Source organism: Streptomyces sp. NPDC059668 (assembly GCF_042734135.1).
In the GTDB taxonomy this organism is placed as follows: Bacteria; Actinomycetota; Actinomycetes; order Streptomycetales; family Streptomycetaceae; genus Streptomyces.
Window position 1 is genome coordinate 78,026 of sequence record NZ_JBHWEL010000006.1, and the last position, 21,968, is coordinate 99,993.

A 21,968-nucleotide genomic window follows, 5' to 3' on the forward strand; every position below is an offset into this window, starting at 1 on the left:
AAGACGCCCGGGTCCGATTCCAGGTTCCGGGCGGTTCCCAACCGCCCCTGGCCTTCACCGAGTACGTACCCACCACGACCGCTGTGACGCTCCGTCGAACGAGGCCAGTCGACCTCAATAACGTGTTACCCGAGTCAGTTTTAGGCCAACTTTGCTTTCCCGCAAGGGTTACCGAGGGTCTCGTGGACACCAGGAATCCCAGCAGGACAATGCTGGACATCCCCTCACGAGTGCGTGTACATGTGGAGACACTGCCAGCGGCGCAGAACGACATGGGGGTTTGCGATGCTATTGAGCAATACGCACAGGTCGGAAAGCCGGACGCCATGAACGCCCCTCACCTTCCGAAAGTGGCCGGAATCGATTCAACGGTTCCCGCTCCCGCACACACTGTCGCGCCTACATCCTCCGCCCCGGGCGCCACTTCGGCCACTCCGGCCGCTCCGGTCACCGGCCCCGGACTCGTCCTCCAGGACCGGCTCGCCGGCTGGGTCTCCGATCTCACGACGCTCCACGAACTCACCGAGCGTCTGGCGCGCACCTCGACCCTCACCGACGCGCTGCACGAGTTGCTGCGCGCCGGAGCCTCCCTCGTGGGCGCGCGGCGCGGCCTCGTCGTCCTGGAGCCCGGCGACGGACTCGGCCCGGACACCACCGTCGGCCTGGGCCTGGGGCGCGCCGATCTCGGCCACATCGAGACCGTTCCGCGCAGCTCCATGTCGTACGGCAGGATCCTGGACGGCCTGCCCGGCGACGACGCCGGGATCGCCCAGCCCGATCTCCTCTCCGAGGACGGTCTCGACCCCCGTCACCGCGAGGTGGCCGCCCGGCTCGGCTACGCCGCGAGCTACACGCTGCCCCTGTCCACCGGTGCGGCGGGGCGGCTGGGTGCCGCCGTATGGCTCTACGACGAGCCCGCCGAACCGGTGGAACGCCTGCGCCACCTCGTCGGCCTCTACACCCGGTACGCGACCGAGCATCTGGCCCGGCTGGTGGAACTCGAACGCACGCGCGCCTGCCTGACGACCGTCTCCGAGGAGCTGCTTCCCCCGCGGCTGCCCCGGGTCCCCGGCATCCAGCTGGCCGCGCGCCACCGCACGGGTCCGCGCGGGGGCGGCGACTGGTACGACGCGCTGCCGCTGCCCGACGCGGCGCTCGGCCTCGCGGTCGGGTCCGTCACCGGGTCCGGACCCAGCGCGATCGCCGCGATGGGCCGGCTGAGGGCGTCGCTGCGGGCGTACGCCGTGATGGAGGGCGAGGACCCGGTCGCCGTCCTGTCCGACCTCGAACTGCTGCTGCGGCTGACCGAGCCCGCCCGCTCCGCGACCGCCCTCTTCGCCTACTGCGAGCCCGCGCTGCGCAGGATCACCCTCGCCGGAGCCGGTCACAGCCCGCCGCTGCTCGTCGGCGCCCGGCGCACGGAGTTCGTGGAGACCTCGCTCTCCGCGCCGCTGGGGATGCTCGCCTGCTGGGAGGCGCCGAGTGTCGAGCTGACCGCCGAGGCCGGCGAGACCGTGCTGCTCTACACCGACGGCCTGCTGCACCGCACCGGCGACCCCATGGACCGTGCCTTCGCCCGGCTGCACGCGGCGGCGGCGAGCGTGCCGAGGTCGCTGCGCGAGGACCCCGGCGCCGTCGCCGACCATGTCCTGCGGACCGTGCTCCCGGACGAGTGCGGGTCCGGTGCCGGGTCCGGGCGGCCCGTCGGCCCGAAGAGACCCGGGCCGGGGGGCGACGGCAGGGACGAGGACGTGGTGCTGCTGGCCGCCCGCTTCGAATGACCCTTCCGGTGACCGCCCCGCGCCGAGCCCTCCCCCGCCGCTCCCGGCGGACGCCAAGAACACTCCCCGTGAGACCCGGCCCACACACGGTGCGCTCCGGCGTGCGCGCGGTGGGTCGTTCCGTACGCGCGGTGAGTTGCCTCGCACACGCGGTGAGCTCTCGGCGTAAAGGCCTTCCGGCCCCGGGCCCGTTCCCGTACGACCGTACGATGGGAGCGGTCCAGAGTCGTATCAAGGAGGCAGACCGTGTCGGAGGCGCTCACCCCGGAGACCCCGGAAGCCGTGCTCGACGATGCCGCTGACGAAGCGGTCGAAGAAGAGCCGATCAAGCAGCGCAAGAACGGCCTGTACCCGGGCGTGTCCGACGAGCTCGCCGAGAGCATGAAGTCCGGATGGGCCGACACGGAGCTGCGCGGCCTGGAGCCGATCGCGCAGGCCGAGTACACCGCCGCCCGCCGCGCCGCGCTCTCCGCGCGTTTCCCGGGCGACCGGCTGGTCGTCCCCGCGGGCAACCTGAAGACCCGGTCGAACGACACGGAGTACCCCTTCCGTGCCTCGGTCGAGTACGCGTACCTGACCGGCAACCTGACCGAGGACGGCGTCCTGGTCATGGAGCCGACGTCGGACGGCCACAAGGCGACGATCTACCTGCTGCCGCGCTCCGATCGCGAGAACGGCGAGTTCTGGCTGTCCGGCCAGGGCGAACTGTGGGTCGGCCGCCGCCACTCCCTCACCGAGGCCGAACAGCTGTACGGCATCCCGGCGTCGGACGTCCGCGAACTGGCCGCGGCGCTGAAGGAGGCCACCGGTCCCGTCCGTGTCGTGCGCGGCCACGACGCCGGCATCGAGGCGGCCCTGACCGACAAGGTCACCGCCGAGCGCGACGAGGAACTGCGGGTCTTCCTCTCCGAGGCCCGGCTGGTCAAGGACGAGTTCGAGGCCGGCGAGCTGCAGAAGGCCGTCGACTCGACAGTGCGCGGCTTCGAGGACGTCGTGAAGATCCTGGACAGGGCCGAGGCGACCAGCGAGCGCTACATCGAGGGCACCTTCTTCCTGCGCGCCCGCGTCGAGGGCAACGACATCGGTTACGGCTCCATCTGCGCCGCCGGGCCGCACGCCTGCACGCTGCACTGGGTGCGCAACGACGGACCGGTCCGCTCCGGCGACCTGCTCCTGCTGGACGCGGGGGTCGAGACGCACACCCTCTACACCGCCGACGTCACGCGCACGCTGCCGATCGACGGCACGTACACCGGGATCCAGAAGAAGATCTACGACGCCGTGTACGAGGCCCAGGAGGCCGGTATCGCGGCCGTGCAGCCGGGCGCCAAGTACCGCGACTTCCACGACGCGGCGCAGCGTGTGCTCGCCGAGAAGATCGTCGAGTGGGGTCTGGTCGAGGGCCCGGTCGAGCGCGTGCTGGAGCTCGGTCTGCAGCGTCGCTGGACCCTGCACGGAACCGGCCACATGCTCGGCATGGACGTCCACGACTGCGCGGCCGCGCGGACCGAGACGTACGTGGAGGGCACGCTGGAGCCGGGCATGTGCCTGACCGTCGAGCCGGGTCTGTACTTCCAGGCCGACGACCTGACCGTCCCCGGGGAGTACCGCGGCATCGGCGTCCGCATCGAGGACGACATCCTGGTCACGCGGGACGGCAACCGGAACCTGTCGGAAGGCCTGCCGCGGCGCTCCGACGAGGTCGAGGCGTGGATGGCCGCGCTGAAGAGCTGAGCTGGACCAGGACGGCCGGGTACCCCACGGGTGCCCGGCCGTTCCCGGTTCACGGGGCGGCCCGTCGGTCGCCGGTCGCGCGGTCGCCGCGCTCCCTTCGGGGGCGGTACTCAGGGGAGGGCCCGGTCAAGTGGACGACTTCTGGTCCGGTGTCGGTGTGGATCTGCATCTGGAGCCGGACGTGGCGGCGGGCCGGCGGGCGGGGCTCGAACGCGCGCTGCGGGACGCGGTGCGCGAGGGACGGCTCGCGCCGGGAACCCGGCTGCCCGCGACCCGGCGGCTGGCGGCCGAGCTGGGCATCTCACGCGGCACCGCGAAGGGCGCGTACGACCAGCTGGTCGCCGAGGGGTATCTGACGGCGCGGCAGGGATCGGGCACCGAGGTCGCGCTGTTGCCGGCCGCCTCCCCGGAGGCGCCCGGGGAGGCGGCACGCGCGCGTGCCCCTCGTCTCGATCTGCGGCCGGGCAGCCCGGACGTCGGCGCCTTCCCGGCCGCCGCCTGGCTGCGGGCGCTGCGCCGCGCGATCGCGACGGCGCCGTCTTCGGCGTACGGCTACGGCGATCCGCGCGGCCGGATCGAACTGCGGACGGCGCTGTCCGGCTATCTGGGGCGGGCCCGGGGCGTGATCGCGCCGCCGGAGCGGATCGTGATCACCTCGGGGTACGTGCAGGGGCTCGCGCTCCTCACCCGCGTGCTGGGCGGCGGTGTGGTCGCGATGGAGGACCCCGGGCTGCCCTTCCACCGGGACGTGGTGCGGCGGGGCGGCGGGACGGTGGTCGCGTTGCCGGTCGACGAACGCGGCGCCCGCGCGGAGGAGTTGGCGGCCGTCGGGGCCGGTGCGGCCGTCGTCACGCCCGCGCACCAGTACCCGACCGGGGTCACGCTGCATCCGAGGCGCCGGCGGGCGCTCACCGACTGGGCCCGCGCGCACGGCGCGCTGATCGTCGAGGACGACTACGACGGGGAGTTCCGCTACGACCGGCAGCCGGTCGGCGCCCTCCAGGGGATGGCACCGGGACAGGTCGCGTATCTCGGCACGGCCTCGAAGACGCTCGGGCCCGCGCTCCGGCTCGGCTGGATGGTGCTGCCGGCGCACCTGGTCGACGCGGTGACGGACGCGAAGCTGCACAGCGACCATCACACCGAGGCCGTCGGCCAGTTGGCGCTGGCCGAGATGATCACGGGCCACGCGTACGACCGTCATGTGCGGGCCTGTCGCCTCCGCTACCGGCGGCGCCGGGACCAGCTCCTGGACCGGCTCGGAGCGGCCCGGAGCGTGCGCGGGATCGCGGCCGGGCTGCACGCGCTGGTGGAGGTCACCGACGAGGCGGAGACGGTGGCACGGGCACAGGCGCTGGGACTCGCGGTCGGGCGGCTCGGGGACCACTGGCACACGCCCGGGGCGGGCCGGCCGCAGGGGCTGGTCGTGGGGTACGGGACGCCACGGGAGCGGGCGTACCCGGAAGCGCTGGAGGTGTTGGGACGGGTGCTGGAAGGGACGTGAGCGGCTGTCGGGGTGCGGCTGACGAGGCGGTCCGCAGACGGCGCCGCTCCGTCCCGTGGAGTGCGCGGCGCTGCCCGACCGGGGGTCGGCGCGGTCCGGCGAGGTCCGCGTGGGTGACCGATCGGGTCATGGACGAGGGCGACCGATTGGGTCACGGATCGGCGCCGTGATTGGGCCTGCCCAGGGGTCCACCGCGCTCCTAGGGTCGTTGTCATGACGAACCCCCTGGTCCCGCCCGCGGGCCCCCGGCGCGTCCTCGCCCTGGCGCAGTTGGCCAACTCGGTGGGTGACGGCGCCTATTACGTGACCTCGGCGCTCTACTTCACCCACGTCGTCGGCCTCGCCCCCGCGCGCGTGGGACTCGGGCTGACGCTCGCCTGGGCGGTCGGCTCCCTGGTCGGAGTCCCGCTGGGACGCCTCGCGGACCGGCGCGGGCCGCGCGGCACGGCGGTGCTGCTGGCACTCGCGACCGGGCTCGCGGTGGCCTCGTTCCTCGTCGTACGCGGCTTCGCGCCCTTCGTCGCGGCGGCCTGCGCGTACGCCGCCGCGCAGTCGGGACTGGCGGCGGCGCGGCAGGCGCTGCTCGCCGGGCTGGTCCCGGCCGGGGAGCGGACCGGACTGCTCGCGCACCTCCAGTCGACGCTCAACGCCGGTCTGGCCGTGGGCGCGGGCCTCGGCGGACTCGCCCTGCACGCCGGCACCCGGGCCGCGTATCTCGGGGTGTTCGCGCTGGACGCGCTGAGTTTCCTGGTCTGCGCGGCGCTGCTGCTGCGGCTGCCGTCCCCGCCGGCGACCGGTGTGACGCGACGGCACGGGACCGGCGTCCTGCGCGACCGCCCCTACGTCCTCGTCACCCTGCTGAACACCGTGCTGCTGCTGCGGATGCCGCTGCTCAGTCTGGGCGTCCCGTTGTGGATCACGGAGCGGACCTCGGCGCCCGCGTGGCTGGTCTCGGCGCTGTTCGTCCTCAACACCGGGGCGGTGATGGTCTTCCAGGTGCGGATGGCCCGCGGTGTCACGGGCCTCGCCTCGGCCACCCGCGCGATCCGCCGCTCGGGGCTCGTCATGCTCGCGTCCTGCGCGGTGTTCGCTCTCTCGTCCGGCACCGCGCCATGGGTCGCGGCCGCGACCCTCGTGGCCGGCGCGGTGCTCCAGGTCGTCGCCGAGATGCAGCAGTCGGCGGGCTCCTGGCAACTCGGGCTCGATCTCGCCCCGGCCGACCGTGTGGGCGAGTACCAGGGGTTCTTCGGCACCGGCGTCACGGTGGCCCGCACCATGGGCCCGCTGGTCCTGACGGCCCTGCTGGTCGGCTGGGGGACGCCGGGATGGCTGCTGCTCGGGGTCCTGATGCTGGGGGCGTCGTACGGGACGGGACCGGCGGCGCGGTGGGCCGCCACGCGTACGGCGGCCGGGAACACCGGTCGCGGCAGTGCGGCGGGTCGGAATGCCGGAGGAGCCGGCACGGGGGGCCGGAGCCCCGGAGGAGCCGGCACGGCGGGCTTCCGTGTGGTCAGACGGCCATCAAAGGCGCGTCCTTCCGCCACTTGAGGATCTTGTCGAAGCTGACCACCGCGCCGCCCCGGCCCGGCTCGTTGTCGAACCGGACGTGGTCGGCGAGCTCCTGGATCAGGCACAGCCCGCGGCCGTGCTCGGCGTCGGCGCGGGCCGGACGGAGCGGAGGGCGGGCGCGCCCCGAGGGGAATCCGGGGCCCGAGTCGGCGACTTCGATGCGGCACGTCTCGCCGTCGAGGTAGGCGGTGACCCGGTAGGCCTCCGTGGAGGTGCCGTGCGCGGTGGTCCCGCCGTGCTCGACGGCATTGGCGCAGGCCTCCGTGAGCGCGACGGAGAGGTCGTACGAGACGTCGGGGTCGACGCCCGCCGTCTCCATCGTGCCGAGCAGCAGTCGTCTGGCCAGCGGAACGCTCGCAGCCTCGCGCCGCAGATGGAGTGACCACCAGATGCTCATGCTCCAGCCTCCAGGCCGCGGCTCGACATACCGTTACGTATTGCCGCGCGCACCCGTGCGCAATCGCCCGGATGACGTGATGCCGCCCATACGGCGGATGCGGGCGCGTCAGGGAGGGTGTATGCGCGGGATGTTTCGCCCAGATGGCCATCTTCCGGTCCGTACCTGTAGCCAGGTGACCTTGCGGACCTGCCGTGGGACGCGGGGGCGGCCAGTGCGATGATGGGGCCGCCATGACTGCCCCCCACTCACGCAGGGCGCGCTCCGGACAAGGGCTCCGGATTCTGCGGGCCGCGGTGTTCGCCGCGGTCTGCGTCGTGCTGGCCGCGGCCGGTCATGGCATCGCCTCCTGCACGACCGTCCCGCTGTGGACCCTGGGCGCGGGCTTCCTCGCCGTCTTCGCCGTCGCGGCCCCGCTGGCGGGACGCGAGCGGGCGCTTCCGGGCATCGCGGCGCTGCTCGCCCTGGGACAGACAGCGCTGCACACGCTCTTCGGACTCGGCGTGTCCGCTTCCATGGCGACGGGCTCCGGCTCCATGCCGATGAGCGACGCGTCGCTCGTGCGGCGCGCCGCCCGCATCGTGTGCGGCACGACCGCCGCGGCGATCAGCCCCGCACAGGCCCAGAAGATCCTGGCCGACGCGGGGCTCGACACGGACATGACGCAGTCCATGCCCATGTCGTCCATGTCGTCCATGCCGTCGATGTCATCGATGTCATCGATGCCGTCCATGTCGGCGCATCACCCCGCGGACGCGGTGGCGTCCGCGGCTGGTTCCTCGATGGGGTTGCTGCCCTCACTTCCGATGCTGCTCGGCCACGTCCTCGCGGCCGTCGCCGCGGGATGGGTGCTGCGCCACGGCGACATGGCGCTGCTGCGGCTCATGCGACTGTCCGCGCACGGGGTGGCGGAAGGCGCGCTCGTACGGTCCCTGCGCGCCGCGCTCGCGCTCGTACGCGCCCTGCGGGCGGGGCTTCCCGGGACTCCGTGCGCGGCGCCGCGCACCCCGCGCCGCGCACCGCGCACCGCGCCCGAGCCGCGCACCACCGCCCTTCAGCACTCCGTCGTGCGGCGCGGACCGCCACGCTCCACTGCTCTCGTCCTCGCTGCCTGACACGGCGCACCACTTCACGATCACGAAGGGGCCGCCGCCGTGCGGCACGCGCGCGTGCCCGACGACGCCTCGCCCGGGGCGCCGCTCCGCGGCCGTCGGCACGCACACCCCTTCCTCATCGGACTGAAAGTGGAGTGTCCTCTTCTATGAAGGCTTCCCGTATCGCCGCCGCCGGTGCCGTCGCCGCCTCGGCCGTTCTCGTCCTGTCCGTCCCCGCCTTCGCGCACGTCAGCGTCCAGCCGGAGGGCCCGGCCGCCAAGGGCGGGTACGCCGTCGTCGACTTCAAGGTCCCCAACGAACGTGACGACTCCGCGACCACCAAGGTCGAGGTGAACCTCCCCACCGACCACCCGCTGGCGTCCGTCATGCCGCAGCCTCTCGACGGCTGGTCCGTGAAGGTCACCAAGAGCAAGCTGGCCAAGCCGCTCACGATGCACGACGAGAAGATCACCGAGGCCGTCTCCAAGGTGACCTGGACCGCCACCGGCAAGGGCATCGAACCGGGCTTCTTCCAGAAGTTCCCGCTCTCCGTCGGCCAGCTGCCCGAGGACGCCGACGAGTTGGTCTTCAAGGCGATCCAGACGTACGACAACAACGAGGTCGTGCGCTGGATCGAGCCACAGAAGGAGGGTGCGGAGGAGCCCGAGAACCCGGCTCCGGTCCTCACGCTCTCCGCCGCGTCCGCGGACGGCCACCACGGTTCCGCCGCCGAGGACGCCTCCGCCACCTCCGCCCCGGCCGCCAAGGACACCGCCTCCGCCGCCTCCTCCTCCGACACGGACACCACGGCCCGTGTCCTGGGCATCGTGGGCATCGTCGTCGGCGTGGCGGGCGTGGCGTACGGCGTCATGGCCGGCCGCCGGCGCGTCGACGCCTGAGGCCCACAGCACCCCTCCGTTGTGCACCGGCAGGTCGTACGCCCACGTCAGTGGCGCCGTACGACCCCGGTGCACACCGGAGCCCTCACATCTGGGACATTTTTCTATGCGCAAGAAGACGTATGCCACCGCCGCCCTGTTCGCCGCCGCCGCACTGACGCTCTCCGCCTGCGGCAGCGGTGACGACGGCGGCAAGCCGATCGCCGACGTGTCCGCCGTGGCCGGATCGGAACGAGCCGCGACGGTCCTCGACCAGCCGTTCGAGAAGCCGGATCTCGTCCTCACCGACACGCACGGCAAGAAGTACGACTTCCTCGCGGAGACCAAGGGTCGCCCGACGCTGGTCTACTTCGGCTACACCCACTGCCCCGACGTCTGCCCCACGACGATGAGCAACCTCGCCGTCGCCAAGAAGCAGCTGCCCGAGGCCGAGCGGGACAAGCTCCGCGTCGTGTTCGTCACCACCGACCCGGGGCGCGACACCCCCGCCGCGCTCGGCAAGTGGCTCAAGGGAATCGACCCCACCTTCATCGGCCTGACCGGCGACTTCGCCACCGTCCAGGCCGGTGCCCGGACCCTCCACATCACCATCGAGCCGACCACGAAGGACAAGAACGGCAAGCTCGTCTCCGTGCACGGCACCCAGGTCATCGCGTTCTCGCCGAAGACCGACGCGGGCTATGTGCTGTACAACGAGGCCGCCACCGTCGACGACTACATCAAGGACCTCCCCAAGCTGATCAAGGGGGAGAACCCGTGAGGCGCCCCGTCGGGGCCGCGGCGGTGACGGCCGTGGCACTGACGCTGACGCTGGCGGCCTGCGGCTCGGACGACTCCGCGTCCTCCGCGGCCACCAGGCCCGAACTCAAGGTCAGCGAGGTCTACATGCCCGCCCCCGTGACGGACACCATGGCCGCCGGGTTCTTCACCGTCACCAACTCCGGGGGCGCCGACACGCTCACCTCGGTCACCAGCGACCTCTCCGACGACGTCACGCTGCACTCCACCAAGGGCGGCGCGATGGAGGAGGAGAAGTCGTTCGCCATACCCGCGGACGGCACGCTCGCCTTCGCGAGCGGCGGCAACCACCTCATGTTCGAAAAGCTCACCCACAGACCCCGGGAGGGCGAGAAGGTGTCGCTGACGCTCCACTTCGCCAGGACCGGCACGGTGAAGGTCTCCATGCCGGTGAAATCCGCGACGTACAACCCGAAGACCGGGCACTGAGGGAGGGATCACCGTGACACAGACCACCGTTCCCCGCCGTGCCGCCGTCCGCGGCGCCACCACCGCCGCTTTCCGGATGCGGACACTGCTGCTGCTGTTCCTCGCCGTCACCGGCGCGGTCCTCGCCGGGGCCGCCCCGGCCTCCGCGCACGCTGCGCTGACCGGGAGCAACCCGCAGCAGGGAGCGGTGGTCACTCAGGCCCCCGACCAGGTCTCGCTCACCTTCTCCGAGAAGGTGGCGATCTCCGACGGCGCCCTGCGCGTGCTCGACCCCAAGGGCAAGCGCGTCGACAGCGGCAAGGCGTTCGAGACCGACGGCACCACGTACGGCGTGAAGCTGCACTCGGGACTGCCCGACGGGACGTTCACCGTCACCTACCAGGTGGTCTCGGCCGACAGCCACCCCGTGTCGGGCGCGTTCACCTTCTCCATCGGCGCGCCCTCGCAGACCTCCGTGGCGCTGTCCGACACGGAGGCCGGCGGCGGAGTCGTCGGAACGCTCTACGGCATCGGGCGCTACGTCTCGTACGCCGGTTTCATCCTCCTGGTCGGCGGCGCCGCCTTCGTGCTCGCCTGCTGGCAGCGGGGTGCCGGGGTCCGCGCGGTCCAGCGGCTCGTGGTCTCCGGGTGGCTCGCGCTGACCGGTGCCACGCTCGCGCTGCTGCTCCTGCGCGGCTCCTACGTCAGCTCCGGCAGGTTCGCCGACGTCTTCGACCTGTCGCTGCTCGCCCAGGTGCTCCAGACCAAGTCCGGCGCGGCACTGGTCTCCCGGCTGCTGCTGCTCGCCGCGGCGGCGCTGTTCATCGCGGTGCTGTTCGGCGCGTACGCACGCCGGGACGAGACCGAAGACACCGGCGACGGCACCGGCGAGGACGCCACGGGTGACGCGGCCGACGCGGCCCGGGTCCCCGGCGACAGCACCGCGGGCACCGACACCGAAAGCGACTCGGTCGCCGGCACCGCCGCCGGGGACCGTGCCGAGGGTGCCGGCCGTTCCGTGGCTGCCGGTCGCACCGGCGGCGCGGAGGGTGTCGCCGGTACCGACAGGAGGGACCTCACCTTCGGGCTCGCGATCGGCGGCACCGTCGTCGCGGCGGGCCTGGCCGCGAGCTGGGCGATGGCCGAGCACGCCTCGACCGGCATCCAGGCAGGGCTCGCGATGCCCGTCGACGTCCTGCACCTGATGGCGGTCGCCGTCTGGCTGGGCGGGCTGTCGACTCTGCTCGTGGCCCTGTTCAGGGCACCCGCCGAGGACCGGATCGAGGCGGCGGCCGTACGCCGCTTCTCCCGCGTCGCGTTCGGCGGCGTGACCGTGCTGGCCGCGACCGGCATCTACCAGTCGTGGCGCCAGGTCGGATCCTGGTCGGCGCTCACCGGCACCTCGTACGGACAGTTGCTGCTCGTGAAGGTCGCCCTGGTGGCGGTGCTCGTCGGCATCGCCTGGATCTCGCGCCGCTGGACGGCACAGCTGTCCGAAGCGCCGGCCGAGGTGGCCCGGCTGGTGGAGCAGCGCACCGCGGAGAAGGAGCCCGCCACGGTGGCCGCCGGCTCCGGGGACGCGCGCCGCGCCGCGCAACTGGCCCGGCAGCGCGCCGCCGTGGCCACCACGCGGGAGAAGCGCGTCCGCGACGCCGACCCGGTCCGTACGGGTCTGCGCCGCTCGGTGCTCGCCGAGGCGGGCGTCGCGATCGTCCTGCTGGCGGTGACGACCGCACTGACCTCCACCGAGCCGGGGCGTACGGAGGAGGAGGCCAAGGGGGCCACCGCGGTCGCCTCCCAGCGGTCCGGGCCGCTCTCCCTGAAGATGCCGTTCGACACCGGCGGTGAGGACGGCAAGGGGACCGTGGAGGTCACCCTCGACCCGGCCCGTGTCGGCGGCAACGAGATGCACCTCTTCGTGGTGCGGCCGAACGGCAAGGCCTTCGACGTCCCCGAGGTCAAGGTCGCCTTCACCCTGGAGGCGAAGAAGATCGGCCCGCTGCCCGTGACCCCCGACCGCATCGCCACCGGCCACTGGTCGGCGATCGGTGTGCAGATCCCCATGGCGGGCGACTGGAAGATCGCGGTGACCGTGCGCACCTCCGACATCGACCAGGCGACCGTGAACAAGAACGCGAAGATCGGCTGAACCACACCATGCCTGACCAGTCCAAGGCCTCCGCCGAGGAGGGCACCGCCGCTCCACGGGTCACCGCCGGCGAATCCCCCCAGTCCCCTTCCCCCGGGGGCAAGGGCGCCTTCTCCCGGCGGCGGCTGCTCGGTACCGCCGGTGCGGGCGGCCTCGCGCTCGGCGCGGCCGGCGGCGCCGCCGGTTACGCGGTGGCGCCCTCGGCCGACCGGTCCCTACCCCTGACCTCACTTGGCGCGGACACGGTGATGTTTCACGGGAAACATCAGCCCGGCATCACCACCCCGCTCCAGGCCCGCGGTCATCTCGTCGCCTTCGACCTGGCCCCGGGCGCGGGCCGCAAGGAGGCCGCCGCACTGTTGCGCCGCTGGTCGACGACGGCCCGGCGGCTGATGGCGGGCGAGGCGGCGGCACACGACGACACGGACGTCGCCCGCGACGCCGGCCCGTCGTCCCTGACGGTCACCTTCGGCTTCGGCCACAGCTTCTTCGCGCGCACGGGTCTGGAGAAGCAGCGCCCGGTCGCCCTCGACCCGCTGCCCGACTTCTCCTCCGACCACCTCGACAGGACACGCAGCGACGGCGACCTGTGGGTGCAGATCGGCGCGGACGACGCGCTGGTCGCCTTCCACGCCCTGCGCGCGGTGCAGAAGGACGCGGGCGGCGCGGCCCGGGTGCGCTGGCAGATGAACGGCTTCAACCGTTCACCCGGAGCCACCTCCCGCCCCATGACGGCCCGCAATCTGATGGGCCAGATCGACGGCACGCGCAATCCGAAACCGTCCGAGCCCGACTTCGACCAGCGTGTCTTCGTGCCCGCCGCCGGCGACCCGGCGTGGATGGCCAACGGCTCGTACGCCGTCGTACGCCGGATCCGCATGCTCCTCGACGACTGGGAGAAGCTCTCGGTCGGAGCCCAGGAGAACGTCATCGGCCGGAGGAAGGCGACCGGCGCGCCGTTGTCCGGGGGCTCCGAGACCACCGCGATGGACCTCGACAAGACCGACGCCGGCGGCGACCTGGTCGTCCCGATCAACGCGCACGCCCGCATCACCCGGCCCGACCAGAACGGTGGCGCCGCGCTGCTGCGCCGTCCGTTCTCCTTCCACGACGGCTTCGACCCGGACGGTGTGCCCGACGCGGGCCTGCTGTTCGTCTGCTGGCAGGCCGATCCGCTGCGTGGATTCGTCCCGGTGCAGCGCAAGCTCGACCGGGGCGACGCCCTGTCCGCGTTCATCCGTCACGAGGCGAGCGGACTGTTCGCGGTGCCGGGCGGGGCGACACCGGGGGAGTACGTGGGGCAGCGGCTGCTGGAGGGCTGAGGATTCCCCTTCGGGTGCTGTTTCCGCCGCCGCGAGCCGGGTCGCACAAGGCCCATTAGGGTGAGGTCATGCCAGCCAGCTATGCGTATCTCGGTCCTGAAGGCACCTTCACCGAAGTCGCCCTGCGCACTCTCCCGGAGACCGCCACCCGCGAGCTCGTCCCGATGGTGTCCGTTCCCGCCGCGCTGGACGCGGTGCGCAACGGCGAGGCGGAGGCCGCCTTCGTACCGATCGAGAACTCGGTGGAGGGCGGTATCACCACGACCCTCGACGAGCTGGTCGCGGGCAGGCCGCTGATGATCTACCGCGAGGTGCTGCTGTCGATCACCTTCGCCCTGCTGGTCAGGCCCGGCACCAAGCTGTCGGAGATCAAGACGGTGACGGCGCACCCCGCCGCGCAGCCGCAGGTGCGCAACTGGCTGCGGAACCACCTGCCGGACGTCCTCTGGGAGTCCGCCGCCTCGAACGCGGACGGCGCGCGTCTCGTGCAGGAGGGCCGTTACGACGCCGCCTTCGCGGGCGAGTTCGCGGCGGCCAAGTACGGGCTGGAGGCCCTGGAGACCGAGATCCACGACGCGGAGAACGCGCAGACGCGCTTCGTCCTGGTGGGCCGGCCCGCCCGGCCCGCGGCCCCGACCGGGGCGGACAAGACGTCCGTGGTCATCTGGCAGCGCGACGACCACCCGGGTGCCCTCCTCGAACTGCTCCAGGAGTTCGCGGTGCGCGGGGTCAACCTGATGCTGCTCCAGTCCCGGCCGACCGGGGAGGGCATCGGCAACTACTGCTTCGCCATCGACGCCGAGGGCCACATCTCGGACCGCCGGGTCGGCGAGGCGCTCATGGGACTCAAGCGGGTCTGCCCGCAGGTGCGCTTCCTCGGTTCGTACCCCCGTGCGGAAGTCGACCCCAAGGATGTGCGCGCGCCCCGGGCCGGCACGTCGGACAGCGAGTTCTCCGCCGCGTCGGACTGGCTGGCGCGCTGCCAGGACGGCCGGTTCTGAGCCGTTCGGCGCAGCTCACCGCCGCTCGCCGGGCCGTCGGCGCGGCTCTTCCCCGTCAGTCCTACCGGTAGATTTTCGTCATCCACAGATGTTATCCACAGGTTTGCTTCTCGACCTGGGGACAAGTCGACAACGAAGCACTGCATCGTCGACAAATCGGCCTACAGGCCCTCACTTCGTCCACAGACCCTCACGTCACCCCTCGTCCACTCTTTTCTCTTGATCAATCCTTTGGGGCGAAGCAATTCCACTCGAACGTGGGTGTAGGGGTGGTTTGACCCGGGAATTCTCTGCCCGGCATGCGGCTTTCGGAACGATCAACTCCGCAGTCCACAGATCTTCCACACAGCCTGTGGATAACTTCCCGAAGAGGGGTTGCCTGTGGACAACCGCTTCTCAAATCCCGGCTCTCGCAAGGGAGTCCGGTCAACCGGAACACCGCCCTCTGCCCCGTTTCAGGGAGTGGAGTCCCTTTTATTGACGGCAATGGATGATCAAGAGATTCGATCCGGCATTTCACTCATAACGTGACACACGTCACGGAGTGGAATATCGAGTCGATGGCCGGAAGCGCGCACCGGTAGCCTTGTGGGGTGATTGACCTTCGCCTGCTCCGTGAGGACCCCGACCGTGTGCGTGCGTCGCAGCGCGCCCGTGGAGAGGACGTCGCACTCGTCGACTCCCTCCTCTCCGCCGACGAGCGGCGCAGGTCGTCCGGCGTCCGCTTCGACGAACTCCGTTCCGAGCAGAAGGCGCTCGGGAAACTGATCCCCAAGGCCTCCGGCGACGAGAAGGCGGAGCTGCTGAAGAAGGCCGGCGAACTCGCCGCCGCCGTCAAGGCCGCCGACGCCGAGCAGCACGAGACGGACGAGGAGACCAAGCGGCTCCTCCTCCAGCTCGGCAACCTGGTCCACCCCGACGTCCCGGTCGGCGGCGAGGAGGACTTCGTCGTCCTGGAGACGCACGGCACGATCCGCGACTTCGGCGCCGAGGGCTTCGAGCCCAAGGACCACCTGGAGCTCGGCGAGGCGCTCGGCGCCATCGACGTCGAGCGGGGCGCCAAGGTGTCCGGCTCGCGCTTCTACTACCTGACGGGCGTCGGCGCCCTCCTGGAGCTCGCCCTCGTCAACGCGGCGATCGCCCAGGCCACCGAGGCCGGCTTCGTCCCGATGCTGACCCCGGCGCTGGTCCGCCCGCGCGCCATGGAGGGCACCGGCTTCCTCGGCCAGGCCGCGGAGAACGTGTACCACCTGGAGAAGGACGACTACTACCTGGTCGGCACCTCCGAGGTCCCGCTCGCGGCGTACCACATGGACGAGATCCTCGACGCCGACCAACTGCCCATGCGCTACGCCGGCTTCTCGCCGTGCTTCCGCCGCGAGGCCGGCACCTACGGCAAGGACACCCGCGGCATCTTCCGCGTGCACCAGTTCGACAAGGTCGAGATGTTCTCGTACGTGGCCCCCGAGGACGCGGAGAACGAGCACCAGCGGCTCCTGGAGTGGGAGAAGCAGTGGCTGACCGCCCTCGAACTGCCCTTCCAGGTGATCGACGTGGCCTCGGGCGACCTCGGCTCCTCCGCCTCCCGCAAGTTCGACTGCGAGGCGTGGATCCCGACCCAGGGCAAGTACCGCGAGCTGACCTCGGCCTCTAACTGCGACGGCTTCCAGGCCCGCCGGCTGTCCGTCCGCATGCGCGACGGCAAGAAGGTGCAGCCGCTCGCCACGCTGAACGGCACCCTGTGCGCCGTGCCGCGCACGATCGTGGCGATCCTGGAGAACCACCAGCTGGCCGACGGCTCCGTGCGGGTGCCCGAGGTGCTGCGCCCCTACCTGGGCGGCCGTGAGGTCCTGGAGCCGATCTCCAAGTGACCGGCACCACTGGGCCGACCGGGTCGGCCGGGGCGTTCCCCTACCAACTCGTCGCGACGGACCTCGACGGGACGCTGCTGCGCTCCGACGGGTCGGTCTCGGCGCGGACGCGTGAGGCGCTCGCCGCGGCCACCGCGGCGGGCGCGGCCCACATCGTCGTCACCGGGCGCGCGGTGCCCTGGACCCGGCACATCCTCGACGACCTCGGCTACGAGGGGCTCGCCGTGTGCGGTCAGGGGGCGCAGGTCTACCACGCGGGGGAACACCGGCTGCTCACCTCGGTGACGCTGGACCGGCAGCTGGCCGGTCTGGCGCTCGCCAAGATCGAGGCGGAGGTCGGCCCGCTGCTGCTCGCGGCGAGCCGTGACGGGCTCGACGGCGAGGTGCTGGTCGGCCCCGGCTACCGGACGCAGGACGGTCCGCTCCCGGTGGTACCGATCAAGGACGCGGCGGACCTCTGGTCGGCTCCGCTCAACAAGGTGTACGTCCAGCACCCGACGCTCTCCGACGACGAGCTCGCCGCGGTGGCCGCCCAGGTCGCCGGTGGTCTGGTCGGCGTCACGATGGCGGGCGCGGGCATCGTGGAGCTTCTCCCTCTCGGTCTCTCCAAGGCGACGGGGCTGTCCCTCGCCGCCCGGCGCCTCGGCCTGCGGGCCGCGGACACCATCGCCTTCGGCGACATGCCCAACGACATCCCGATGTTCGCCTGGGCGGCGCGCGGAGTGGCCATGGCGGGCGCCCACGAGGAACTCAAGGCGGTCGCGGACGAGGTGACGTCCTCGAACGACGAGGACGGCATCGCGGTGGTGCTGGAACGGTTGCTGGGCTAGACGGTCCGGACCGGGACCTGTGGGAGCGGAACCTGTCGGACCGGAACCTGTCGGACCGGGCTCCGACCGGCCCGCGGGTCCGGTCACGGTGTCTCGCGGAGGATGCGCGGATCGAACGCGCGCGGGGTTTCCAGCCCCGACCACGGCTTAGCAAGCCGGTGCCTTTCCACTCGGCCAATCCTCCGGGTGGGCGGCCCGCGCGAGATGCGCGCTCGAAGCGGCCGCCCCGGGCAGCCCCCCGTGCGGAGCGGGTTCGACGGAGAGGTGGCTACTCCGGAACCCGCCGCGGGCTGCCCTGTCGGGAGCTCGACGAACTGCTCCTGATGAACATCGTCGCGCTCCTCTCCCAGAATGCGGCGCCGGCCGGATGCGGCGACGTGGACACAACTACTGTGCCTGTACGCCGCTTTGGGCGCCACTGATTAAGTCCGTGCGGCAATCGTGCGGCGGTGGCCGGGGGCCGCGTGCGGAGGTCGTGGCTACTTACGGCGCCACCTGCGGCGCCGGGCCTTGCTGAAGAACCATCCCGCCGGCGGCTCGTCGGAGCGCCAGGGCTGCGGATCCGGTCCCCCTTCGCGCCAGCGGGCGGCGAGCATACGGGAGCGGGCGGACGGCTCGGCCGTCTCCGCGGACCGTATGAAGTCCTCGTCGAGCACGACGTCGTCCCAGAGGTCCCCGGCCCCCCGCTGCTGTCCTTCGCCCCGCTGCCCCTCACCCTGCTGTCCTTCGCCCCGCTGTCCCTCACCCTGCGGTTCCGCCATCCCCGTTCCTCCTCGCCGCGCGTCCCCTTTTGTCCAGTGTGCCCGGACAGATGTGAAGCGGATGTCAAGAGAACGGGGCTCCACGCGTGCGTGGAGCCCCGGCTCACTCCTCGCCGGCCAGCGTCAGCGAGCGCAGCCGCTGTCCGGCGTACCAGGTGGCGAGGACGGTGACGACGACCAGCAGCACCGTCGCCGTCGTGAGGCCCACGTCCGAGGTGACGAGGTCCCCGCCGGTGACCTTGTGGGCCACCGCGAGCGCCCACTGCTGGACGCTGAGCGTGCGCGCGCCGGACACCAGCGACCCGAAGAGGGCCTCCCAGACCAGCGCGTAGACGAGTCCGAAGACGACCGCGTGCCGGGTCACCGTTCCCAGCAGCAGGAACAGGGCCGCGTACGCGATCGAGGCGACCAGCGCCGCCACGGTGTAGGCGACGGCGACCTGCTGCCCGTTGCCGTTCAGGATCATGCCGGCGATGAAGGTCGGCACCGCCGAGAACGCCATCGTGACGGCGACCGCGACGATCAGCTTGGTGAAGATGATCGTCGGCCGCTTGAGGGGCTTGGCCAGCAGATACACCACCGAGCCGTCGTCGATCTCGGGCCCGATCGCGCCCGTTCCCGCGATGACGCCGATGATCGGGACCATGGTGGCGAGCGCGAACCCGCCGAGCAGGTCCGAGGCCACCTGGTCGTCGGCTCCGGAGAAGCCGCGTACGGCCACGGAGATCACGATGAGCAGGGCGGGCAGCACACAGAGGATGAGGGCCCGGCGGCGGCCGAGCAGGCCCCGATAGGTGAGTCGGGCGACTGTGGGGTCGTACATGGTGGGCCTCCTACGCCGCGACGAGATACGAGAAGACGGACTCGAGGGACTCGTCGGACGGCGAGACCGTGAGCAGTCGGATGCCGTGTTCGCGTGCGACGCGCGGCAGCAGGGCGGTGAACCGGCCGAAGTCGACCGCCTGGACGCGCAGCGCGCCCTCGGCGAGGTCCACTTCGATGCCCGACGTCGACGGGTCGGCGATCAGCGCGGCGGCCAGCGCCCGGTCGTCGCTGGAGCGGACCAGGTAGCGGTGCGGGCGGTCGGTCATCAGCCGGCGGATGCGCCGGAAGTCGCCGCTCGCCGCATGCCGGCCGGCGACGATCACCTCGATGTGGGCGGCGAGCTGCTCGACCTCTTCGAGGATGTGGGACGAGAACAGCACCGTGCGGCCCTCGTCGCCCATGCGGCGCAGCAGGTCCATGAGCTGCATGCGCTGGCGCGGGTCCATACCGTTGAAGGGCTCGTCGAGCAGCAGCAGGGACGGTTCGTGGACGAGGGCGGAGGCCATCTTCACGCGCTGCCGCATGCCCTTGGAGTACGTCGAGATCTTGCGGTCCTGCGCGTACTCCATCTCGACGGTGGCGAGGGCGCGTTGGGCGGCCTTCGCACCGAGTCCGTGCAGTTCGGCGTTGGCGACGACGAACTCGCGGCCGGTGAGGAAGTCGTACATCGCCTCACGCTCGGGGACGATGCCGATGTGCTTGTAGATCTCCTCGTTGCGCCAGACCTGCCGGCCGTCGAGGGTGACGGTGCCCGTGGAGGGGGCGAGGAAGCCGCCCATCATGTTGATGAGGGTGGACTTCCCGGCGCCGTTCGGGCCGAGCAGGCCGGTGACTCCGGGACCGATCGTCATCGTGATGTCGTTGACCGCCACCACGTTGCCGAACCAGCGGGAGACGTGGTCGATGTTGAGCGTGGTCACAGCCCGACCTTTCGGTAGCGGCGCATCAGGAGGCCGTAGCAGCCGGCGATGAGGCCCAGGACGACGATGAGGTAGACGACACCCTGGCCGGCCGAGGGGCCCTCCCCGCCGGGGAAGGCGGAGGTGGCGCCGAGGAAGGCCGTCTGCACGCCGTCGATGAGGGTGATCGGCGAGAAGAGGCCGAGCCACGGGACCGCTCCCGGGCTGGACTGGTTGTAGGCGATCGCCTGGACGGTGGAGACCGCGCCGTAGGAGATCGTCAGGGCGGCGATGACGGCGGCGATGCCGAAGCCGCGGCGCGGGGTGATCGCCGAGATGACCAGGCCGATACCCCCGAAGAGCAGGGACAGCAGTGCCACCGAGACGAGTCCCTGTCCGAAGCCCTTGGACTGGTCGGCGAAGTCGAGCTTCGCCAGCAGCGCCCCTACATAGAGCACGATCAGCGGTGCGGCGGTGAGCACGAACAGCGCCGAGGCCAGCGCCGTGTACTTGGCGCGTACGTAGTCGGCGGTCTCGATGGGACGCGAGAAGTACAGCGGTACGGTCTTGAAGCGCAGGTCGCGGGAGACGGACTGCGGTCCCTGGGAGGCGACGTACAGGCCGATGACCGCCTGCATGATGACCGCGTAGCGGGTGTAGTCGACGGGCAGGTCCTTCGCCTTCGTGGCGACCGCGACCGCCACCATGATGAGCGCGGGCACGCACATCACCACGAAGAGCAGCATCGGCAGCACCTTGGACTTGACCGAGCGGCCCAGTCCGTAGGAGCCGCGCAGCGACTGCGAGTACAGGGAGCGGCGGGCGTACGCGCGGCCCAGGCGGGGGCCGTCGTAGTGGCGGTAGCCGATGTTGTGGATCCGGGTCTGCTCGCCGTTCTGGGCGAGGGGCTGCTCAACCGCCATGGCCGACCGCCTCCTTCCGCTGCTCGTCGCGTTCGGTGTCGCTGTCCTTGAAGACCTCGGCGATGTGGTGCCTGCGCTGTTCCATGCGGACCAGGCCGAGGCCGAGGTCGGCGACGACGTCGCGGACGAGGTCGTAGGTGTCCTCGCCCTCGGCGGTCAGCAGCAGGACGTGTCCCGCGCCCGGCAGCCCGCTGCCGTCGTGCGTCTCCACGCCGCGCGCCTGGAGCTCGTCGCGTACCGCGCGGGTGCCGTCCGGGTGCTCGTCGTTGTCGGTGACCTCGATGGCGAGGGTCGTCGTGTTCTGGGTGAAGTCGGTGGTGGAGCTGGACCGCAGCAGCTTGCCGCCGTCGACGACCACGACGTGGTCGCAGGTGCGCTCCAGTTCGCCCAGCAGGTGGGAGGTGACCAGGACCGAGATCCCGAAATCGGTGTGGATCCGGCGGATCAGGCCGAGCATCTCGTCGCGGCCGACCGGGTCGAGGCCGTTGGTCGGCTCGTCGAGGAAGACCAGCTGCGGGTCGTGGACGAGGGCCTGCGCGAGCTTGACGCGCTGCTTCATGCCCGTCGAGTAGCCACCGATGGGGCGGTAGCGCTCCTCGTAGAGGCCGACGTGGCGCAGGGTGTCCGCGGTGCGTTCGCGGGCGGCGGCGGGCGGGAGCCCGGACATGCGCGCCATGTGCACGACGAACTCGGTGGCCGAGACGTCGGGGGGCAGGCAGTCGTGCTCCGGCATGTATCCGACCCGCTCGCGGATGGCGCCGCCCTCGGTGGCGACGTCCAGGCCGAGCACCCGTGCGCGGCCCTCGGTGGCGGGGGACAGACCCAGCAGGATCTTGATCAGTGTGGACTTGCCGGCTCCGTTGGCTCCGACGAGTCCGGTCACACCGGGTCCGACGTCCACGGAGAGCCGGTCAAGAGCGGTCACCCGTGGGTACCGCTTGCTCAGGCTTTCGGTCGCGATCACAGTCACGTTGTCGAAGGTAGTGGCGCGTACCACAGGGGTCGTCAACCCGTGGAGCTGTATCGGCGTCCCTCTCGGGTCGTACGTCCCCGTAGGGGTCCCCCTGAGGTCGAACAACCGGCGGGGTGTTGTCCACATCGGGCCGGTCGTCCACAGGTGCCGGACGGGCCTATTGACGCAGCCTCTAACTACTGTCACATTCGCCAGTGTCAAGTTACGGGCACGTACCGCAGTCGACGAAG

The 21,968-nt window shown here is 71.6% G+C and carries 19 protein-coding genes and 1 tRNA gene; 13 read left to right on the forward strand and 7 right to left on the reverse strand.

Annotated features, from left to right (window positions below):
• The first annotated feature begins 209 nt into the window (after window positions 1–209).
• From ACFV2J_RS07250 to ACFV2J_RS07265, 4 genes are all read left to right on the forward strand, one after another.
• The gene (locus ACFV2J_RS07250; protein ID WP_385083135.1) at window positions 210–1,781 is read left to right on the forward strand and encodes a PP2C family protein-serine/threonine phosphatase; all 1,572 of its coding nucleotides are present in this window, start codon (window positions 210–212) and stop codon (window positions 1,779–1,781) included.
• 246 nt (window positions 1,782–2,027) lie between these two features.
• Window positions 2,028–3,515 (forward strand): aminopeptidase P family protein, encoded by a 1,488-nt coding sequence (locus ACFV2J_RS07255; protein ID WP_385083132.1) that lies wholly within the window; start codon window positions 2,028–2,030, stop codon window positions 3,513–3,515.
• A gap of 130 nt (window positions 3,516–3,645) precedes the next feature.
• Window positions 3,646–5,019 carry a PLP-dependent aminotransferase family protein gene (locus ACFV2J_RS07260; RefSeq protein ID WP_385437647.1) on the forward strand — a complete coding sequence of 458 codons (1,374 nt, stop codon included), beginning with the start codon at window positions 3,646–3,648 and terminating at the stop codon, window positions 5,017–5,019.
• Window positions 5,020–5,232: 213 nt separating this feature from the next.
• Window positions 5,233–6,567, forward strand: a complete 1,335-nt coding sequence (locus tag ACFV2J_RS07265) for an MFS transporter (protein ID WP_385083855.1) — start codon at window positions 5,233–5,235, stop codon at window positions 6,565–6,567.
• Here the strand turns inward: ACFV2J_RS07265 and ACFV2J_RS07270 are convergent.
• Complete coding sequence (locus tag ACFV2J_RS07270) at window positions 6,530–6,985, reverse strand: ATP-binding protein (RefSeq protein WP_385083856.1); 456 nt, start codon at window positions 6,983–6,985, stop codon at window positions 6,530–6,532. The genes ACFV2J_RS07265 and ACFV2J_RS07270 overlap by 38 nt on opposite strands.
• Window positions 6,986–7,218: 233 nt before the next feature.
• On the opposite strand from ACFV2J_RS07270, the gene ACFV2J_RS07275 reads away from it, so the two are divergent.
• The 9 genes from ACFV2J_RS07275 to ACFV2J_RS07315 all read left to right on the forward strand — a co-directional run bounded on the left by ACFV2J_RS07275 (window position 7,219) and on the right by ACFV2J_RS07315 (window position 17,357).
• A complete protein-coding gene (locus ACFV2J_RS07275) occupies window positions 7,219–8,100 on the forward strand; it encodes a hypothetical protein (protein ID WP_385437649.1) in 882 nt (293 codons plus the stop codon).
• 146 nt (window positions 8,101–8,246) lie between these two features.
• The gene (locus tag ACFV2J_RS07280) at window positions 8,247–8,978 is read left to right on the forward strand and encodes a YcnI family protein (protein ID WP_385083857.1); all 732 of its coding nucleotides are present in this window, start codon (window positions 8,247–8,249) and stop codon (window positions 8,976–8,978) included.
• Between the two features lie 106 nt (window positions 8,979–9,084).
• On the forward strand, window positions 9,085–9,738 hold the full coding sequence (locus ACFV2J_RS07285) for an SCO family protein (protein ID WP_385083858.1): 654 nt from the start codon (window positions 9,085–9,087) through the stop codon (window positions 9,736–9,738).
• The gene (locus tag ACFV2J_RS07290) at window positions 9,735–10,205 is read left to right on the forward strand and encodes a copper chaperone PCu(A)C (RefSeq protein WP_385083859.1); all 471 of its coding nucleotides are present in this window, start codon (window positions 9,735–9,737) and stop codon (window positions 10,203–10,205) included. The genes ACFV2J_RS07285 and ACFV2J_RS07290 overlap by 4 nt, the downstream gene beginning before the upstream one ends.
• A gap of 13 nt (window positions 10,206–10,218) precedes the next feature.
• Window positions 10,219–12,333: a copper resistance CopC/CopD family protein gene (locus ACFV2J_RS07295; protein WP_385083860.1), complete on the forward strand. Its 2,115-nt coding sequence runs from the start codon at window positions 10,219–10,221 to the stop codon at window positions 12,331–12,333.
• An 8-nt stretch (window positions 12,334–12,341) separates the two neighbouring features.
• Entirely contained in the window at window positions 12,342–13,655 is a 1,314-nt protein-coding gene (efeB, locus tag ACFV2J_RS07300; RefSeq protein ID WP_385083861.1) for an iron uptake transporter deferrochelatase/peroxidase subunit, read from the forward strand.
• A 68-nt stretch (window positions 13,656–13,723) separates the two neighbouring features.
• Complete coding sequence (gene pheA, locus ACFV2J_RS07305; RefSeq protein WP_385083862.1) at window positions 13,724–14,656, forward strand: prephenate dehydratase; 933 nt, start codon at window positions 13,724–13,726, stop codon at window positions 14,654–14,656.
• Between the two features lie 593 nt (window positions 14,657–15,249).
• Window positions 15,250–16,527, forward strand: a complete 1,278-nt coding sequence (serS, locus tag ACFV2J_RS07310) for a serine--tRNA ligase (protein WP_385083863.1) — start codon at window positions 15,250–15,252, stop codon at window positions 16,525–16,527.
• Window positions 16,524–17,357, forward strand: a complete 834-nt coding sequence (locus tag ACFV2J_RS07315) for an HAD family hydrolase (RefSeq protein WP_385083864.1) — start codon at window positions 16,524–16,526, stop codon at window positions 17,355–17,357. The genes serS and ACFV2J_RS07315 overlap by 4 nt, the downstream gene beginning before the upstream one ends.
• Before the next feature lie 96 nt (window positions 17,358–17,453).
• On the opposite strand, the gene ACFV2J_RS07320 is transcribed toward ACFV2J_RS07315, so the two are convergent.
• From ACFV2J_RS07320 to ACFV2J_RS07345, 6 genes are all read right to left on the reverse strand, one after another.
• Window positions 17,454–17,541, reverse strand: a tRNA-Ser gene (locus ACFV2J_RS07320).
• A gap of 295 nt (window positions 17,542–17,836) precedes the next feature.
• Window positions 17,837–18,118: a hypothetical protein gene (locus ACFV2J_RS07325; protein ID WP_385083865.1), complete on the reverse strand. Its 282-nt coding sequence runs from the start codon at window positions 18,116–18,118 to the stop codon at window positions 17,837–17,839.
• 103 nt (window positions 18,119–18,221) lie between these two features.
• Window positions 18,222–18,941, reverse strand: a complete 720-nt coding sequence (locus tag ACFV2J_RS07330; protein WP_385083866.1) for an ABC transporter permease — start codon at window positions 18,939–18,941, stop codon at window positions 18,222–18,224.
• Window positions 18,942–18,951: 10 nt separating this feature from the next.
• Window positions 18,952–19,863, reverse strand: coding sequence for an ABC transporter ATP-binding protein (locus ACFV2J_RS07335; protein ID WP_385083867.1), 912 nt, complete (start codon window positions 19,861–19,863; stop codon window positions 18,952–18,954).
• Window positions 19,860–20,765, reverse strand: a complete 906-nt coding sequence (locus tag ACFV2J_RS07340) for an ABC transporter permease subunit (protein ID WP_385083868.1) — start codon at window positions 20,763–20,765, stop codon at window positions 19,860–19,862. The genes ACFV2J_RS07335 and ACFV2J_RS07340 overlap by 4 nt, the downstream gene beginning before the upstream one ends.
• Window positions 20,755–21,729 (reverse strand): ABC transporter ATP-binding protein, encoded by a 975-nt coding sequence (locus tag ACFV2J_RS07345; protein ID WP_385083877.1) that lies wholly within the window; start codon window positions 21,727–21,729, stop codon window positions 20,755–20,757. The genes ACFV2J_RS07340 and ACFV2J_RS07345 overlap by 11 nt, the downstream gene beginning before the upstream one ends.
• Between the last annotated feature and the right edge of the window lie 239 nt (window positions 21,730–21,968).

Bases quoted from the DNA above. Each gene is read 5' to 3' on its own strand.
- ACFV2J_RS07250 (WP_385083135.1), top strand. From the start codon at position 210: ATGCTGGACATCCCCTCACGAGTGCGTGTACATGTGGAGACACTGCCA.
- ACFV2J_RS07265 (WP_385083855.1), top strand. From the start codon at position 5,233: ATGACGAACCCCCTGGTCCCGCCCGCGGGCCCCCGGCGCGTCCTCGCC.
- ACFV2J_RS07270 (WP_385083856.1), bottom strand. From the start codon at position 6,985: ATGAGCATCTGGTGGTCACTCCATCTGCGGCGCGAGGCTGCGAGCGTT.
- ACFV2J_RS07275 (WP_385437649.1), top strand. From the start codon at position 7,219: ATGACTGCCCCCCACTCACGCAGGGCGCGCTCCGGACAAGGGCTCCGG.
- ACFV2J_RS07280 (WP_385083857.1), top strand. From the start codon at position 8,247: ATGAAGGCTTCCCGTATCGCCGCCGCCGGTGCCGTCGCCGCCTCGGCC.
- ACFV2J_RS07285 (WP_385083858.1), top strand. From the start codon at position 9,085: ATGCGCAAGAAGACGTATGCCACCGCCGCCCTGTTCGCCGCCGCCGCA.
- efeB (WP_385083861.1), top strand. From the start codon at position 12,342: ATGCCTGACCAGTCCAAGGCCTCCGCCGAGGAGGGCACCGCCGCTCCA.
- pheA (WP_385083862.1), top strand. From the start codon at position 13,724: ATGCCAGCCAGCTATGCGTATCTCGGTCCTGAAGGCACCTTCACCGAA.
- ACFV2J_RS07325 (WP_385083865.1), bottom strand. From the start codon at position 18,118: ATGGCGGAACCGCAGGGTGAGGGACAGCGGGGCGAAGGACAGCAGGGT.
- ACFV2J_RS07330 (WP_385083866.1), bottom strand. From the start codon at position 18,941: ATGTACGACCCCACAGTCGCCCGACTCACCTATCGGGGCCTGCTCGGC.
- ACFV2J_RS07340 (WP_385083868.1), bottom strand. From the start codon at position 20,765: ATGGCGGTTGAGCAGCCCCTCGCCCAGAACGGCGAGCAGACCCGGATC.